General features: G+C 72.7%; 13 protein-coding genes. 6 read left to right on the forward strand and 7 right to left on the reverse strand.

Going from position 1 to position 15,436, the window contains the following annotated elements; genetic code table 11:
- Positions 1-383 precede the first annotated feature (383 nt).
- Together ACYVHU_RS20615 and ACYVHU_RS20620 are read left to right on the forward strand one after the other, a co-directional pair.
- A complete protein-coding gene (locus tag ACYVHU_RS20615; RefSeq protein WP_498949391.1) occupies positions 384-1,997 on the forward strand; it encodes a penicillin-binding transpeptidase domain-containing protein in 1,614 nt (537 codons plus the stop codon).
- Between the two features lie 73 nt (positions 1,998-2,070).
- Positions 2,071-3,111: a pirin family protein gene (locus ACYVHU_RS20620; RefSeq protein WP_498949295.1), complete on the forward strand. Its 1,041-nt coding sequence runs from the start codon at positions 2,071-2,073 to the stop codon at positions 3,109-3,111.
- A gap of 90 nt (positions 3,112-3,201) precedes the next feature.
- Here the strand turns inward: ACYVHU_RS20620 and ACYVHU_RS20625 are convergent, their stop codons facing one another.
- Positions 3,202-3,495, reverse strand: coding sequence for a DUF3040 domain-containing protein (locus ACYVHU_RS20625; RefSeq protein ID WP_078759687.1), 294 nt, complete (start codon positions 3,493-3,495; stop codon positions 3,202-3,204).
- A 142-nt stretch (positions 3,496-3,637) separates the two neighbouring features.
- A complete protein-coding gene (locus ACYVHU_RS20630; protein ID WP_432941297.1) occupies positions 3,638-5,263 on the reverse strand; it encodes a glycoside hydrolase family 10-like protein in 1,626 nt (541 codons plus the stop codon).
- A gap of 181 nt (positions 5,264-5,444) precedes the next feature.
- Between ACYVHU_RS20630 and ACYVHU_RS20635 the strand changes: the two genes are divergently transcribed.
- From ACYVHU_RS20635 to ACYVHU_RS20645, 3 genes are all read left to right on the forward strand, one after another.
- Positions 5,445-6,713 carry an isochorismate synthase gene (locus ACYVHU_RS20635; RefSeq protein ID WP_078759689.1) on the forward strand — a complete coding sequence of 423 codons (1,269 nt, stop codon included), beginning with the start codon at positions 5,445-5,447 and terminating at the stop codon, positions 6,711-6,713.
- Between the two features lie 133 nt (positions 6,714-6,846).
- A complete protein-coding gene (locus ACYVHU_RS20640; RefSeq protein WP_078759690.1) occupies positions 6,847-7,365 on the forward strand; it encodes an ArsR family transcriptional regulator in 519 nt (172 codons plus the stop codon).
- A gap of 15 nt (positions 7,366-7,380) precedes the next feature.
- The gene (locus tag ACYVHU_RS20645) at positions 7,381-8,967 is read left to right on the forward strand and encodes a serine hydrolase domain-containing protein (RefSeq protein WP_498949297.1); all 1,587 of its coding nucleotides are present in this window, start codon (positions 7,381-7,383) and stop codon (positions 8,965-8,967) included.
- On the opposite strand, the gene ACYVHU_RS20650 is transcribed toward ACYVHU_RS20645, so the two are convergent.
- From ACYVHU_RS20650 to menB, 5 genes are all read right to left on the reverse strand, one after another.
- Positions 8,931-9,761 (reverse strand): cupin domain-containing protein, encoded by an 831-nt coding sequence (locus tag ACYVHU_RS20650; protein WP_078759692.1) that lies wholly within the window; start codon positions 9,759-9,761, stop codon positions 8,931-8,933. The two genes, ACYVHU_RS20645 and ACYVHU_RS20650, sit on opposite strands and share 37 nt — an antisense overlap.
- Before the next feature lie 21 nt (positions 9,762-9,782).
- On the reverse strand, positions 9,783-9,965 hold the full coding sequence (locus ACYVHU_RS20655; RefSeq protein ID WP_144290647.1) for a hypothetical protein: 183 nt from the start codon (positions 9,963-9,965) through the stop codon (positions 9,783-9,785).
- A 152-nt stretch (positions 9,966-10,117) separates the two neighbouring features.
- Entirely contained in the window at positions 10,118-11,788 is a 1,671-nt protein-coding gene (gene menD, locus ACYVHU_RS20660) for a 2-succinyl-5-enolpyruvyl-6-hydroxy-3-cyclohexene-1-carboxylic-acid synthase (protein WP_200813471.1), read from the reverse strand.
- A gap of 277 nt (positions 11,789-12,065) precedes the next feature.
- Positions 12,066-13,007: an o-succinylbenzoate synthase gene (locus ACYVHU_RS20665; RefSeq protein WP_078760014.1), complete on the reverse strand. Its 942-nt coding sequence runs from the start codon at positions 13,005-13,007 to the stop codon at positions 12,066-12,068.
- A 67-nt stretch (positions 13,008-13,074) separates the two neighbouring features.
- Positions 13,075-13,914, reverse strand: a complete 840-nt coding sequence (gene menB / locus ACYVHU_RS20670; protein ID WP_078759694.1) for a 1,4-dihydroxy-2-naphthoyl-CoA synthase — start codon at positions 13,912-13,914, stop codon at positions 13,075-13,077.
- Between the two features lie 199 nt (positions 13,915-14,113).
- Between menB and ACYVHU_RS20675 the strand changes: the two genes are divergently transcribed.
- Complete coding sequence (locus ACYVHU_RS20675) at positions 14,114-15,307, forward strand: AMP-binding protein (protein WP_078760015.1); 1,194 nt, start codon at positions 14,114-14,116, stop codon at positions 15,305-15,307.
- The last annotated feature ends 129 nt before the right edge of the window (positions 15,308-15,436 follow it).

A 15,436-nucleotide genomic window follows, 5' to 3' on the forward strand; every position in this document is an offset into this window, starting at 1 on the left:
CATGGGTTAGAGTCACTGGTGGTCGGTGTGGTAGAAAGTGTCCCCCGGGCCTCACCTATAGCCTTCGCGGAATACCGCGTCCGGCGCCCGCCCCGGCGGGCGGCCGGATGGTCCACAGGAGCCGCGTTGTGCCCCGCGCCGAGAGGCGACCGCCGCACCGGCCACATGACTTCCACGCCCCGCGCCTCATCATGGGAGACGCGGGGCGTTGTCTTTGTCGGACGAGGGAAGGACGCTCAGGCGTGGACGAACGATGGACTCCGCAGCCGGGAGAGGGCCCACCCGCACCACCACCCCCTCCAGAGGCTGCTCCCCCGGCTCCCCAGCCCCCGCACACCCCCACCGAGAAGCCCCGCCGTTCCCGTAAGGGTCTGGTGATCGGACTGGTCTGCGGACTGGTCGTGCTGGCTCTCGTGGGCGGCGGTGTCTCCTGGTACGTGCTCACTCTCCCCAAACCCGAGGAGACCGCGACCCCCTACGTCGAGGCGTGGAACTCCGGCGACTACGCCGCCATGGCGGCCCTGGCCACCGGCGCGGACGTCGAGGAGTCCTACACCAGGGTCAGCGAGAACCTCGGTATAGAGCAGATCTCCGTGGAGGCGGGAACGCTGACCGAGGGGGACGACACCGCCACGCTCCCCTTCACCGCCCACCTCACCCTGCGCAACGCGGGCGAGTGGAGCTACGAGGGCGAGATCCCCCTGGTGTACGTCGACGGCGACTGGAAGGTCGACTTCTCCCCCGCGGTCATCCACCCCGACCTCGGTGACGACCAGACCCTGGTCCGCACCAACGAGTGGGGGGAGCGCGGCCACATCCTCGCCGCCGACGGCACCCGCCTGGACACCGACCAGGCGTCGGGATCGATCAAGATGCTCACCGGTGAGGTGGGCACCGCCACGGCCGAGGACCTGGAGGAGCTCGGCCCCGCCTACGCCGAGGGCGACCCCACGGGCAAGGGCGGCATCCAGCAGTCCTACGAGGAGCGCCTGGCGGGCAAGGCGACCACGACCATCAAGGTCGCCGAGATCGGACAGGACGACAGCGACGGGGGCGAAGAGACCGTCCTGGCCTCCCTCGGCGGCGAGGACGGGCAGGACGTGACCACCAGCATCGATCCCGCCGTCCAGAGCGCCGCCGCCCAGGCCATCATCGACCAGGACAAGCCCACCGCGCTGGTCGCCGTACGTCCCTCCACCGGGGAGATCCTGGCCGCGGCCAACGTTCCCGGCGGCTACAACCGCGCCATCGAGGGACAGTACCCCCCGGGTTCGGCCTTCAAGATCATCTCCTATGAGGCGCTGCTCGACTCCGGGCTGAGCACCACGGACACGATGGAGTGCCCCAAGACGGCCGAGGTGGGCGGCTGGCCGTTCAAGAACGCCGGGGACGCCGAGTACGGGACGCAGAGCGTGACCGAGGCGTTCGCCACCTCCTGCAACACCGCGCTGGTCCAGGAGGTCGCCGAGCGCCTGGACGCCCAGTCCCTCACCGCCGCGGCCGAGGAGTTCGGGATGAACTCTGAGATGTCCATCGGCATCCCCAGCTTGACGCCCTCCTTCCCGACGCCCGACAGCACCACCCTGCTGGCGGCCTCCAGCATCGGCCAGGGGCAGATCCTGACCTCTCCCCTGCACATGGCCACGGTCCCGGCCGCGGTCGCCGACGGTTCCTGGCGTTCGCCGGTCCTCGTCACCGACCCCGCGATCCCCGACCGGCCCGAGCCGCACCCGATCGGCAACGCCGAGGCGCTGCGCACGATGATGCGCGCGGTCATCACCGAGGGCACCGCCGAGGACGCCGGGTTCACCGGCGAGGTGTACGGCAAGACCGGGTCCGCGGAGTTCGGCACCGCCGAAGAGGGTGAGGAGCTGGAGACCCACGCCTGGTTCGTCGGTTACGAGGGCGACCTCGCCTTCGCCGTCGTCGTCGAGGGCGGCGGCGGTGGCGGTTCGGTGGCCGCGCCGATCGGCGCGGACTTCCTCGGCGCGCTGTGATCCCATCCGTCTCCGCGCCGTCACCACGACGGCGCGGAGACGGGTTCGGGGGCTCCGTTATCATCGCGGCACGATGGCCGACGAGCGGACCATCGCGTTCCGAGAGGTCATCAGCCCCATGAGTAACACCGAGCCGGCCCCCTCCCTGCTGCGCTGCCACGGCGCGGCGCACCCGGCGGACGGCGCCCCGTCCCCCGCCCCGGTCGAGGTCTTGACCGCGCGCGATGTTCCTCTCGGCGGCCTGCGGGCGATGACCGTACGGCGTACCCTTCCGCAGCGCGCCCGCTCCTCGATCGGCGCCTGGTGCTTCGCCGACCACTACGGCCCCGACGACGTCGCCCGCACCGGGGGCATGGACGTCGCCCCCCACCCCCACACCGGCCTACAGACGGCGAGCTGGCTGTTCAGCGGTGAGATCGAGCACCGTGACAGTCTGGGGATCCACGCGCTGGTCCGTCCAGGGGAACTGAACCTGATGACCGGCGGGCACGGTATCTGCCACTCGGAGGTGTCGACCTCGCGCACCACCGTCCTGCACGGCGTGCAGTTGTGGATCGTGCTTCCCGAGGAGCGACGCGACGCCCCGCGCGCCTTCCGGCACTACGCGCCGGCCCCCTTCGACCTCGACGACGCCTCCATCCGGGTCTTCCTGGGCTCCCTGGCGGGGGGCTCCTCGCCCGTGGAGACCTTCACCCCGTTGCTGGGCGCCGAGATCGTCGTGGCCCCGCGGGGGCGGGTCCGCCTGGAACTCGACCGCGACTTCGAACACGGCCTTCTCGTCGACAGCGGGATGGTGACCATGGCGGGCACGGCGGTGCCCCCGAGCGCCCTGGGCTACCTGGAGCCGGGCGTGCCGACGGTGGAACTGGTCAACGACTCGGACCGCGCCGCGCGTATGCTCCTGCTCGGCGGGCCGCCGTTCGAGGAGGAGTTCGTCATGTGGTGGAACTTCATCGGCCGCAGTCACGAGGAGGTCGCCCAGGCCCGCGAGGAGTGGATGCGCGAGAGTCCGCGTTTCGGCTCGGTCGAGGGTTACCCCGGGTCCCGGCTGGACGCGCCCGTACTGCCCTCGGCACGGCTGAGGCCCCGAGGGCGGGCCATCGGGAGGAGCTGAGGAACGGGGAAGGGCCGCTCCCGCGCGGGCGAAAGCCCGCCGTCTCTCAGGGGAGGGCGGGGTGGCGGGGGGCGATCGACGGGACGGGGGTCAGGAGACCCCTGTCCGCGGCGCCACGACCTCGGTGGTCCCCGGAGAGGAGGGGACGCTGTCCGCGGGCGCCCCGGGCGTGAGCGTGAACAGCACCACGAGCAGTCCCACCACCGTGACCGCGATGATCCCGCAGACCAGCCAGGGCCTCCAGCCCCCACCCGCCAAGGCGGTGGAGAAGGAGGGATCGCCCTCGCCGAATGAGGAGAGCCGGCCCGCCAGTTCGGGGTCGTCCTCGCTGAGACGGTGCTCGATCTCGGCGAGGATCCGCCGTTCGTTCTCTCGCAGAGCCATTGCACCCTCCTCGACCTGTGGCAGCTCCCCCGCACCGGTACGTGCTTCAGGTCTGCCCTCCTACACAGATTTCTATCCGTGTCCCGGCGAGGAATTCCCCCGGTCGGGCATTCTGCCGCCTAACCGGGAGGTGTGGATTGCGTTACCCTCCGTTCACCGGCGCGCCGAGTCCCGGAAGGCTCTCGCTCCGGTAGACGTCCAGGGCGGTGACGTAGTAGCGGGCCTGCCCCTCGAGTGGCGCGGTGTCGGTGTACTCCTGGGCCTGTGCGCCCTCCTGCACACCGATGACGTCGACCAGGTGGGTGGCGTCGGCCAGCGCGCATAGATCGGTGCCCTCCCCCGGCACCCGGTAGACCGCGAAGGCGCGGGCGTCCTCGGGCGCGGTCCAAGAGAGCCGCACCTCCCCGCCCGATCGGCGCGCGGCCAGGTCGGTGACCGGCGCCGGGGCCGTGTGGGAGTCCCCTCCGGCCACCGGGGGCAGGGCCGGGTGGGCGTAGTGCGTGGCGGCCACATGTTCGATCGCGCCGCGTGCCCGGCCGCTGAGATCCTTCATGGAGAAGTAGACGTCCCCGCCGACCTCGGGGTGACCGGTGTTGAAGTCGAGCTGGCGGGAGAGCGCCTCCTCCCCCTTCCACCCCTGGTCGCCGACCTTGTAGGCGGCCTGGCCGATGTAGAGGTCGACCTCGGTCCCGGCGACCTCGCCGGCCCACCAGGGAACGAGCCGCTCGTAGTCGGCGATCTCGAACCCGCGGTACCAGTAGAGCTGGGGGATCACGTAGTCGACCGTGCCCGCCTGGATCCAGGCGCGGGTGTCGGCGTGCTGGGCGTCGTAGGACTGGAGGCCGTCGGTGTCGGAACCCGTGGGGTCGGTGGCCCGGTTGCGCCAGATGCCGAAGGGGCTCACCCCGAACCGGACCCAGGGTTTGGTCTGCTGGATCCGGCCGTGGATGTCGGCGATCAGCGTGTTGACGTTGTCGCGCCGCCAGTCGCCGCGGTCGTCGAACCCCCCGCCGTACTTGCGCCAGCTCTCGTCGTCGTCGAACCGCTGACCGTCCACCGGATAGGGGTAGAAGTAGTCGTCGAAGTGGACGCCGTCGACGTCGTAGCGCTCCACGACGTCGAGGACGACGTCGCTCACCCACTGCTGGACCTCGGGGTTGCCCGGGTCGAACCAGCCCTGGTCGGCGTACTCGATGAGCCAGTCGGGGTTCTCGCGTGCCGGGTGGTCGGCGACCAGCCCCTTGAGGTCGGGGTCCTTCCAGCCCACCCGGTAGGGGTTGAACCAGGCGTGGAGTTCCAGGCCCCGCGCGTGCGCCTCGGCCGTGGCGAACTCCAACGGGTCGTAACCGGGGTCACCGCCCTGGCGTCCGGTCAGGTAACGCGCCCAGGGCTCCTTCTCGGAGGCGTAGAGCGCGTCCGCGGTCGGGCGGACATGGAAGAAGACCGCGTTGAGACCGAGGTCGCGGGCGCGGTCGAGCTGGGCGCGCAGCTCGTCCTGCTGCTCCTTCGCGCTCAGTCCGGTCGTGGAGGGCCAGTCGATGTTGCGCACGGTGGCGATCCAGGCTCCGCGCAGCTGCCGCTTGGGAGCGGCCGGATCGACCTCGCACCCGTCGGGGATCCGCCCGGAGAGCGTCCCGCCGCTCGGTGACATCTCCACGCCGCCCGGCCGGGGGACCTGTGCGGGCGAGGCTCCCGGCGGGACGCTCGCGCACGAGGCGAGGAGCGGAACCGTCGCGAAGACGAGCGCGGATCGTCCCAACCATCCCATCGAACGTCGACCCCCGTAATGTTGCCGTGACTGCGACCGGTGGCCAGCCTAAGGGGCGTGGGAGGCTCACGGTGTGATGACGTGGGATCCGCGCGGCACGTGTCCTTCGTCTCCTGGGCGCTCCGGTCCTCCCCCGGCGCCCCGCGAACTGTCCGAGGTGTGCGCTCTAGACTGGATTGTCGTGAGTGTCGCACCTGAAACGCCGCAGAAGCTGATCGTCCGAACCGTTCCGCTACGCGACGGTCGTGACCTTCTGACCCACCTCCCACCCCACGGCCCGTTCGCCTGGATCCACGGTGGCGACGGAATCGTCGCATGGGGCAGCGCGGCCCGGCTCAGACTCCCGGCCGAGGAGGGCGGCCAGGGAACCGAGCGCTTCACCGCGGCCTCGCGCTGGCTCGACGACCTCATGGCGACGGTCGTCGTCGACGACTCGGTCGAACTGCCCGGTACCGGGCCGGTCGTGTTCGGGTCCTTCACCTTCGACCCGGGCTCGGCCGGTTCCACCCTGGTGCTGCCCCGCGTCATCGTGGGCCGACGCGACGGGCGCTCCTGGCTCACCACCGTCTGCGACCGACCCGACACCCACCCCGAGGAACTCCTCACCCGTGTGACGCCGCCACGTCGGGTCGGACCGCTGCGCTGGTCGTCGGGGGCGCTGAGCGCGGACGAGTGGGGGCGTGCGGTCACCGCCGCCGTGCGGCGCATCCGCGCCGGCGATCTGGACAAGGTCGTGCTCGCCCGCGACCTCTACGTCGACGCCGAGGCCGGCATCGACGTGCGCTCGCTGCTCGGCCGGCTGAGCAGGGACCACCCCGACTGCTACACCTTCTCCGTCGCCGGCATGGTGGGCGCGACCCCCGAGCTGCTGATCCGGCGCCAGGGCGACGCCGTCTCCTCGCTCGTGCTGGCCGGCACCCGTCCGCGCGGCGGGGACGCCCAGGAGGACACGGCGCTCGCCGACGAGCTGCTCTCCTCCCCCAAGGACCTGGAGGAGCACCGTTACGCGATCGACTCGCTGCGGACGACGCTTGCGCCGTTGTGCTCGTCGATCGACGTCCCCGAGCGGCCCGAACTGCTGCGGCTGGCCAACGTGCAGCACCTCGCCTCACCGGCGCGCGCCACGCTGTCACCCGGAACCTCGACGCTCGACGTGGTCGCCGCGCTGCACCCCACCGCGGCGGTGGGCGGAACCCCCACCGCGACCGCGATGCCGCTCATCCGGGAACTCGAGGGAATGGACCGCGGCCGCTACGCGGCCCCCGTGGGCTGGATCGACGCCCAGGGCAACGGCGAATGGGGCATCGCGTTGCGCTGCGCCGAGATCGAGGGATCACGGGCGCGGCTGTTCGCCGGCGGTGGCATCGTCGCCGGTTCCGATCCCACGGCCGAGGTCGCCGAGACCGAGGCGAAGTTCCGCGTCATGCGCGAGGCCCTCACCGACGACTGAGCCCCGGCCCGTCCGCGCAGCGCCCCGCCGTTCGAGCGAACGGCGGGGCGCTGCGTTGTTTCCGCCTGGTCCGCCCCTTGTGATCGTCGGACCCGATTATGTACACAACTACGTTCTTACGTATTATCGTCCTATGGACGATCCGCTCGAACCGCTCCGAAGCCGCCTGGCGGACCTCGAAGAGCGCGTGACCCGCCTCGAAGGCGCCGCCCCCACCGGCGACACGTCCTCCCCCACCGCCGCGGACCCCCGCTTCGCCCCGCTGGAGGAGCTCAAACGCAACGCCGACCCGCAACGGGGCGCGGTGCTGTTCACCGGCGTGGTTCCGCTCCCGACCGGCGAGGTCTACGAGTGGCAGCAGGGCGCCGAAGCGGCGGAGCTCACCGAGGCCGACTGGAGCGAGGTGGCGCCCGCCCTCGACGCCCTCGGCCACCCGGTCCGACTGCGACTGCTCCAGCTCGTCCTCACCGGCACGTACGCCTCCGCCGACCTCAAGGAGGACCCGACCCTCGGCACGACCGGTCAGCTCTACCACCACCTGCGCCAGCTCGTCGCGGCCGGCTGGCTGCACTCCACCGGGCGGGGCAGGTACCGGGTCCCGCCCCAACGGGTCATCCCGCTCCTGGTCGTCCTCGCCGCAGGCCGCTCCTAGCCCTCCGGAGAACACATGCCCACCACCCCCTCGTCCCCGCACCGGCGGCCGCCCCTCCTCCACCGCTTCTCCTCCCGAGCGATCACCGTCGCCCTCGTCGTCGCCGTGGCCGCCTCCGCTCTCCTGTGGACCGTTCCGCCCCTCACCTCCCCCGCCGACCCGACGGCGCACTCCGGAGACGACGCGCTGGCCGCCGAGGTCCGCGGCCTGCTCCCCGACGGACCGGTGGCGGGCCTGTCGGTGGCGGTCGTCGAGGACGGGCTGATCCGCTCCGCCGCGTTCGGCTCGACCGGCACCGGCTCCCCCGTGCGCCCCGACACCCCGTTCGAGAACGGCTCCACCCAAAAGCCGCTGACCGCGGCCCTGTTCGCGGTGATGCTGGAGAGCGGTGAGGGCGGGACCGATACGACGATCGGCGAGATCTGGCCCGATGTGGGCTTCGCCCACCCCTCTGTCGCCGCGATCACCCTGGAGGAGCTGGCGACCCACCACTCGGGGCTGCCCCGGCTCGCCCCGCAGGGACTGCCGGCCACGGTGCGCTCCGGAGCCGAGGTATTCCTGCTCGGGGATCCCTATGTCGACGCGCCCGACCCGCTGCAGGCCGTCGCCTCGCTGTCCGACCTGCCCGGGGAGCCCGGGGAGTACGCCTACTCCAACCTCGGCTACGCGCTGCTGGGCGCGGCCCTCGCCGAGCGACTGGGCACCGACTACCCCACCGCGCTGCGGGAGCGCGTACTACGTCCGCTGGGCATGACCTCGACGACGCTGAACGTTCCCGGGGATCCCGATCCCCCCTCGGGTGCGGCGCTGCCGCACACCCGCTCCGGGATGCGCACCTCCACCTGGAACAACGCCGACTACCTGCCGGCCGGCATCGGAACATGGAGCACCGCCGGCGACCTCGCGCTGTTCCTGCGGGCGATGATGGGGCACGAGACCCCCCTGGGCCCGGCCCTGCGACGCGCGGCCGAACCGCTGCGGAACTCCTCCGGGCCGGCCGAACGCTCCGCGCGGACCGGACTGGCCTGGCAGCTGTGGGACGTCTCCGGCCGCGACGTGGTGTGGCACAACGGACAGACCGGCGGGCAGCGCTCCTTCGTCGCCCACGATGGCGAGCGGGGCGTGGTCGTCATGGCCAACAGCGTCGGTGTCCCCGTGGAACACCTGGGGATGCGGATGCTCGGTCTGGACCTCGCCGAGTTCGCCGAGACTCCCCCCGGCGGACACCTCGGGACCGCGGCGCTCACCCTGTCACTCGTCCTGGGCGCCCCGCTGCTCACGCTCGTCTCCGTGGTGCGCGAACGCCGCCCGGCCCCTCGGGGGCTGGACCGGGCGGGGGTGGTCGACGCGCTGCTGACCGGCGGAGTGGTCTGGTTGGCCGGACTGGCCCTGGGGGACTGGCTGGCGCTCCCCGTCCTCGTCTGGGCGCTGGGCGGGGGCGTGCTCGCCGGCGCCGTGGTGCTGGCCTCCCGCAGGTGGGCGTCGCTGCCGGCGCTGCGCGGCCGGCGACGCTGGCCGCGCGCCCTGTCCGTCGCGATCTCCGTGCTGGTGCTGAGCCTGCCGTACTACGTGGCGTTGTCGGCCCTGGCCCGGCTGCTGTGATCCATGGGGGGCACGGTGGGACCGGCCTCGAAGTCGGCGAAGTCGAACCCGGGGGAGACCACGCAGGTCACCAGCGCCTCGCGAGGCTCCACGGGGCGGGCGCACTGCCAGGTGCCGGCCGGCACGGCCGCCTGGAGGCCGTGTCCCTCCTCGGCACCGGATCCGAGCAGGATCTCGGCGGAGGCCTCGGGGCTTTCGCCGCTGCCGCCCAGGACGAGTGACAGAGGGCCGCCGCGGTTGAACACCCACAGCTCATCGGAGCGGAGCCGGTGCCAGCGCGAGGTCTCGCCCGGACCGAGCAGGAACAGGATCGCGGTGGCGGTGTCGCGTCCCGCCCGCCCGTCGGTGGGGTGCGCCGGGACCCCGGTCTGCCACGTCCGCCGGTACCAGCCCCCTTCGGGGGAGGGCACCAGGTCGAACCTCTCCGCGGTCCCGGTCCGCGCTTCGAAGGCGAGGTAACCGCCCCAAGGGTCGCGGCGGACGTACCGGACCCCCACGACGGCCCGTTCGGGGATCGGTCCGTGGATGCGGGGAAGGGTGGCGCCCGGCGCCGATCCGGGCGGCGCCGGGTCGGGGACCTCCCAGCGGACCCGCGCGCCGACCAGGGCGGTGTCCACCGCCAGGACCACCTGGGGTTCGGACACGTCACGGTGGAAGGCGTTGGCGACGGCGAGCATCGCGGTGTCGTCCGGCGCGGCGTGGGCGAACCCCTCGGTGCGCAACGTCCCCGGCACCAGCGCCCCGTCCCGGTCGCGCCACTCCCGCAGCGTCGTCATGTGCAGTACTCGCCCCATGCCGCCAGTATCCCCCGGCCGTCACGGAGCGGGCTCGGAGAAGCCCATGACCAGCCGGACCGCCCAGCCCAGGAGCACCGTCACCCGCAGTACCGCGCGTGCCCCCGGTCGCCCGCGACGCCGATCCCGCCGCGCGTGCCTGCCGCGCGCGGCGCCGACGCGTCCCCTTCGGCTCCACCCGTTCCGCCCGGTCTCACCGATCACGTCACCCTCCTCATGCACGACCGTATGCACGTGCATTTGCACGTGAAGAAAGAGTAGGACGGCGGAGGCCGCCTCGTCAGCGAAACCGGTGGAACCCACCCGGGGACCGCCCCACGGGAGCATGGCGGCGGTGCCCCTCCCCGCGCCGGACGTCACTCGACGACGGCGGTGACCTCCTCCTGGAGACGGCGCCGCAACGCGGCGGAGTCCGCGCGGTCGGTGCACACCTCGATGATGCGCACCCCCTCGCCCAGCAGGGCCTTGGGCAGGTCGGTCGCCCACTCCAGACGGGTGTAGGCGAGGTCGGCCACCATGGCGACATGTTCCATGGACACCCCGTGCGGGGTGCCGAAGACGCGCTCGAAGTCGGGGTGGCCCGCCTGCTCCAACCCGGAGAAGATGCCGCCGCCGTCGTTGTTGACCACCACGATCGCCAGGTCCGGACGCGGCTCCTGCGGACCGATGACCAGCCCGTTCTGGTCGTGGAGCAGCGCCAGGTCCCCCAGCAGCGCGTAACCGCCCCCGCCCCCGTCACGCTGGTGGGCCAGCGCCGCCCCGAGCGCGGTCGAGACGGTCCCGTCGATCCCGCTCACCCCGCGGTTTCCCACGATGCGCGCCGCGCAGCGAGGGCTCATCGTCGCGTCCAGGTCGCGGATCGGCATGCTCGAACCGGCGAACAACAGCGAGCCGTTGGGCAGGTGCGCGGCCAGGTCCCGGGCCAGCCGCGGTTCGCTCAGCGTCTCCTCGGCGTCCAGCAGCGCGTCCACCGCCGAGCGCGCCGCCTCCTCCGCGCGCCGCCAGGAACGCGCCCAGGAGGTGTCGGGGTCCGCGCCGGGAGGAGGCGCGACCGCCTCGACGACGTCGGTGGCGGTGCGCACCGGATCGGCGAACCCGTTGGGGCCGGCCACCACCACGTGTCGCGGCGCTCGCCTGAGATACCCCAGGACCTGTCGCGACAGTCCCGGCCGTCCCACGCTGACCACGAGCTCCGGCTCGTGCCCGGCAACGAACCCCGGCGCCGCGAGCAGTTGCCGGTAGGTCGAGACCGCCCCGGTCCGCCGGGCGTTGGAGGTCGGCTCGGCGAACAGCGGCCACCCCGTGGCCGCCGCCAGGGCGAGGAAGGGGATCGGGTCGTAGTCGCCGTCACCGCACACGATGACGCCCCGCTCCACCTGGGGCAGTTCCACCGGGACGGCCTCACACGGGACCGACGACGCCGACGCGATCCAGGGGCGTCCGTCGGGCCTGCCCTCCAACGGCTCCGGCCACCGCGTCCCGCCCTCCTCGGCGTCGGGCACCAACGGGTCACGGAAGGCGAGGTTCAGGTGCACCGGTCCCGGCCGGCGCCCGGCCGCCGACTCCCAGGCCCGGCAGGCCAGTGACCGCCAGTAGGCCCTCATCCCCGGCACCGGGTCGGCGACCCCCACCTCGGTGAAGGAGCGGACCGCCGTGCCGTACAACGCCACCTGATCGACGGTCTGGTTGGCCCCGGTCCCCCGCAGTTCCGGCGGCCGGTCCGCGGTCAGCACCAGCAGCGGGACACCGCTCTGGTCGGCCTCCAGCACGGCCGGGTGGAAGTTGGCCGCGGCAGTGCCCGAGGTGCACACGAGCGCCACCGCGCGCCTTGACACGCGGGCCAGCCCCAGGGCGAGGAAGGCCGCGGAACGCTCGTCGATGCGCACGTGGACCCGGATGTCCGGATGGGCGACGAGGGCCAGCGCCAGTGGGGTGGAGCGCGATCCCGGCGCGACGACGGCCTCCGCCAGCCCGCACCGGGCCAGTTCGTCGACGAGGACACGCGCCAGGGCGGTGGAGGGATTCACGGCAACTTCTTTCACTAGTCCGCTCGCGATCGCGATCGCGGGTCCGGCAAACACGGGCGGGGACGGTCCCCACGACGGTCCCGCCCGCCGACTTCGGCCACTCGGGGTAGGGCTCCGCCTTCCCAGTCTCCCGGTTCGTAACCGCGCTCGGAGCGTGCGAGGGGAACGGGAGGAGGTGAACTCCCTTGACCGGACAACGCTTCCAGGTCCCCGCCTCGTCCCCGCGGGGGCTGCGCGATCGCTCACGTCGTGACGCCGGGCCGGCCGACGCGGGAGTTCAGAGCGCCCGGGCCCGCCACTCGCGTCGGGCCGCCGCCATCCGTTCCAGCCAGGCCCGCGCCGGGACCTCGACCGCGGCGAGCCGGGCCTCGTCCACCTCGGGACGGCGCACCGGCAGGTGGCCGTCCACGGGCAGCAGCGGATCGGCGCACACGTCCGTGGCGAGCAGGTGCATCGTGGCCAGCCCACAGGCGTAGGGCAGCTCCGGCAACGCCGCGGCCAAGGCCACCCCCGCCGCCAGGCCCACCGACGTCTCCACCGCGCTGGAGACCACCACGGGCAGACCGCACTCCTCGGCGACGCGCAACGCCGGGCGCACCCCGCCCAGCGGCTGCACCTTGAGCACCACGATGTCGGCGGCCCCGGCCGCCCGCACCTTCAACGGGTCCTCGGCCCGGCGGATCGACTCGTCGGCCGCGATCGGCACGTCCACCCGCCGACGCACCAGCGCCAGCTCCTCCAGCGTCGCGCACGGCTGTTCGACGTATTCCAGGTCGAAACGGTCCAGCTCGCGGATCATCCGGACGGCGTGGTCGACCCGCCAGGCCCCGTTGACGTCGACGCGGACCTTGCCCCGTGGCCCGAGCGCGTCGCGGACCGCCTCGACGCGGGCGATGTCGTCGGCGTCCCCCTGGCCCTTCTCGGCGATCTTCACCTTGGCGGTGGAGCAGCCCGCCTCGGCGACGATGCGGGCGGCCTGCTCGGGACCGACCGCCGGCACCGTGACGTTGACCGGGACCCGGTCACGCACCGGTTCGGGCCAGCCGACCTCGGCCGCCTCATGGCAGGCCGCCCACCAACGGGCGCATTCGCGCGGCCCGTACTCGGCGAACGGGGAGAACTCCCCCCATCCGGCCGCTCCGCGCACCAGAACACCCTCGCGGGCGGTCACCCCGCGAAACCGCGTCCGCATCGCGATCGAGAAGACCCGGCCGGTCACCACGCCGTCCGCCGTCTCCCGTTCCACGCCGCTCCTTCCGCCACGTCGCTTCCGCCGTTCCGCGCTCCTAGGGGCGGCGCGGGAACTTCTCGAACTCGGGACGCCGCTTCTCCTTGAACGCGTCGCGGCCCTCCTGGGCCTCCTCGCTCATGTAGTAGAGCATCGTCGCGTCGCCGGCGAACTGCTGCATGCCCGCGGCGCCGTCGCTGACCGCGTTGATCGCGCCCTTGAGCATGCGCAGCGCCAGCGGGGACTTCTCCAGCAGCTCACGGGCCCAGGCGACGGTCTCCTCCTCCAACCGCTCCAGCGGGACCACCGCGTTGACCATGCCCATCTCCAGGGCCTCCTGCGCGCTGTACTGGCGGCACAGGTACCAGATCTCACGGGCCTTCTTCAGACCGACCGTCTGGGCCAGCAGCCACGAACCGTACCCGCCGTCGAAGGACCCCACCTTCGGCCCGGTCTGGCCGAACTTGGCGTTGTCGGCGGCGATCGTCAGGTCGCAGCAGACCTGGAGCACGTTGCCCCCGCCGATCGACCAGCCGGCGACCATGCAGATCACCGGCTTGGGCAGGCGCCGGATCTGGACCTGCAGGTCGAGCACGTTGAGACGGCCGATGCCCTGCCGGGCCACCGCGTCATCGCCCATGTACCCGTCGTCACCGCGGATCTTCTGGTCACCGCCGGAGCAGAACGCCTGGTCCCCGGCCCCGGTGAAGATGATGACACCGACCCGGGAGTCGTCGCGCGCGATGTTGAACGCGTCCTGGAGCTCGAACAGGGTCTGCGGGCGGAAGGCGTTGTGGCGCTCGGGGCGGTTGATCGTGATCTTGGCGATTCCCTCGGCGGTCTCGTAGATGATGTCGGTGTAGTCCCCCGACCGCTTCCAGTCGATCACGCTGCTCACGACTCCGCACTCTCCTCACGCGACGATGCGTCACGAGGCGGCACGGGGGCCCGGCGGCGCTACGCACCCCGTCGGCCTGCCCGAACGCCTCACTTTCCAGAGGACAACCTTAGTCTCCTCACGTCCCGGCCCCGCACCCGCCCTGAGGGGCGATGGGGCGTCGTCGCGGCGGAGGTGACGCGGCGATAACGTCGTGGACGTGCCGAAACGACCCTTGCAGGCGGTGGTCGGCCTGGACGGCCGCCACCTCACCGAACTCCTCGCCCGCGCCCTGGCCGGCGACGGTCCCGCCGTGCTGCCCATCGCCGCCGACACGCCCGCGCCCCGGGTACGCGCCCTGGTCGAGGCCATGCGCCCCTCGTCGGTACGCACCCCCGAGGGGGTCACCCCCGTGGACGGGGGCGTGGGCATCGGCGACGACGTCGCCCTGGTCATCGCGACCTCCGGCTCCACCGGGACTCCCAAGGGCGTGGAGCTGAGCGCTCCCGCGCTGACCCACTCCTCGCGGTCCTCCCTCGCCCGTATCGGCGCGGGCCCCGGTGACGTCTGGCTGTGCACGCTGCCCACCGCGCACATCTCCGGCCTCCAGGTGATCCTGCGGGCGCTGGCCTGCGGGAGCGAGCCGATCCACCTCCGTTTCGACGTCGACGCCGTACTGGCCGCCGCAGCCGAACACCGTCCGCACGTCTCCCTGGTCCCCACCCAGCTGCGTCGGCTGCTGGCCGCGGGGGCCGACCTGTCGGCGTTCGGCACGATCCTGCTCGGCGGCGCCGCGGCCGACACCGCCCTGCTGGAGGCCGCCCGCGCCGCCGGAGGGCGGGTGGTCACGACCTACGGCATGAGCGAGACCTGCGGCGGATGCGTCTACGACGGCGTTCCCCTGGAGGGGGTGGACGTCCGCGTCGCCGAGGACGGACGGATCCTGCTGGGCGGGCCGATGCTGTTCAGCGGCTACCGGCTGCGTCCGGACCTGTCGGCCGCCCACCTGCGCCCCGGCCCCGACGGGCGGCCGCGCTTCACGACGGGGGACCTGGGCGTCCTCGACGACGAGGGGCGGCTCCGGGTGCGCGGCCGCGCGGACGACGTCATCAACACCGGCGGCCACAAGGTCGTCCCCTCCGAGGTCGCCGAGATCGTGTGCGGTCTCGACTCGGTCTCCGAGGCCGTCGTCGTGGGCCGCGACGATCCCGAATGGGGGCAACGGGTGACCGTCGTCGTGGTTCCCGCCGATCCCAGTGCCCCGCCGACCCTCGACGAGGTGCGTTCCCGGGTCCGCTCGTTCCTGCCGGCCTACGCCGCGCCCCGCGAACTCGACGTGCGCGCGGAGTTGCCCCTGCTGGCGTCGGGGAAACCCGATCTGCGGACGCTGCGCGCCCCGGCTCGGGGTGCATGACCCGGACCTGACGGGGCAGGGGAGGGAGGACGTGGCCGTTCACGGCCGCGGGGAACTCCACTCCCTCCCCGTGCGTCCTGTTGTTCAGTCGCGTTCCCCGAAAGCGCGGCCGCCCGGCCGCCTCGGGTC

Source organism: Marinactinospora endophytica (assembly GCF_054780875.1).

Coding starts and splice junctions, on each gene's coding strand:
- ACYVHU_RS20645 (WP_498949297.1), top strand. CDS start 7,381: ATGCCCACCACCCCCTCGTCCCCGCACCGGCGGCCGCCCCTCCTCCAC.
- ACYVHU_RS20650 (WP_078759692.1), bottom strand. CDS start 9,761: ATGGGGCGAGTACTGCACATGACGACGCTGCGGGAGTGGCGCGACCGG.
- ACYVHU_RS20640 (WP_078759690.1), top strand. CDS start 6,847: ATGGACGATCCGCTCGAACCGCTCCGAAGCCGCCTGGCGGACCTCGAA.
- ACYVHU_RS20625 (WP_078759687.1), bottom strand. CDS start 3,495: ATGGCTCTGCGAGAGAACGAACGGCGGATCCTCGCCGAGATCGAGCAC.
- ACYVHU_RS20630 (WP_432941297.1), bottom strand. CDS start 5,263: ATGGGATGGTTGGGACGATCCGCGCTCGTCTTCGCGACGGTTCCGCTC.
- ACYVHU_RS20620 (WP_498949295.1), top strand. CDS start 2,071: ATGGCCGACGAGCGGACCATCGCGTTCCGAGAGGTCATCAGCCCCATG.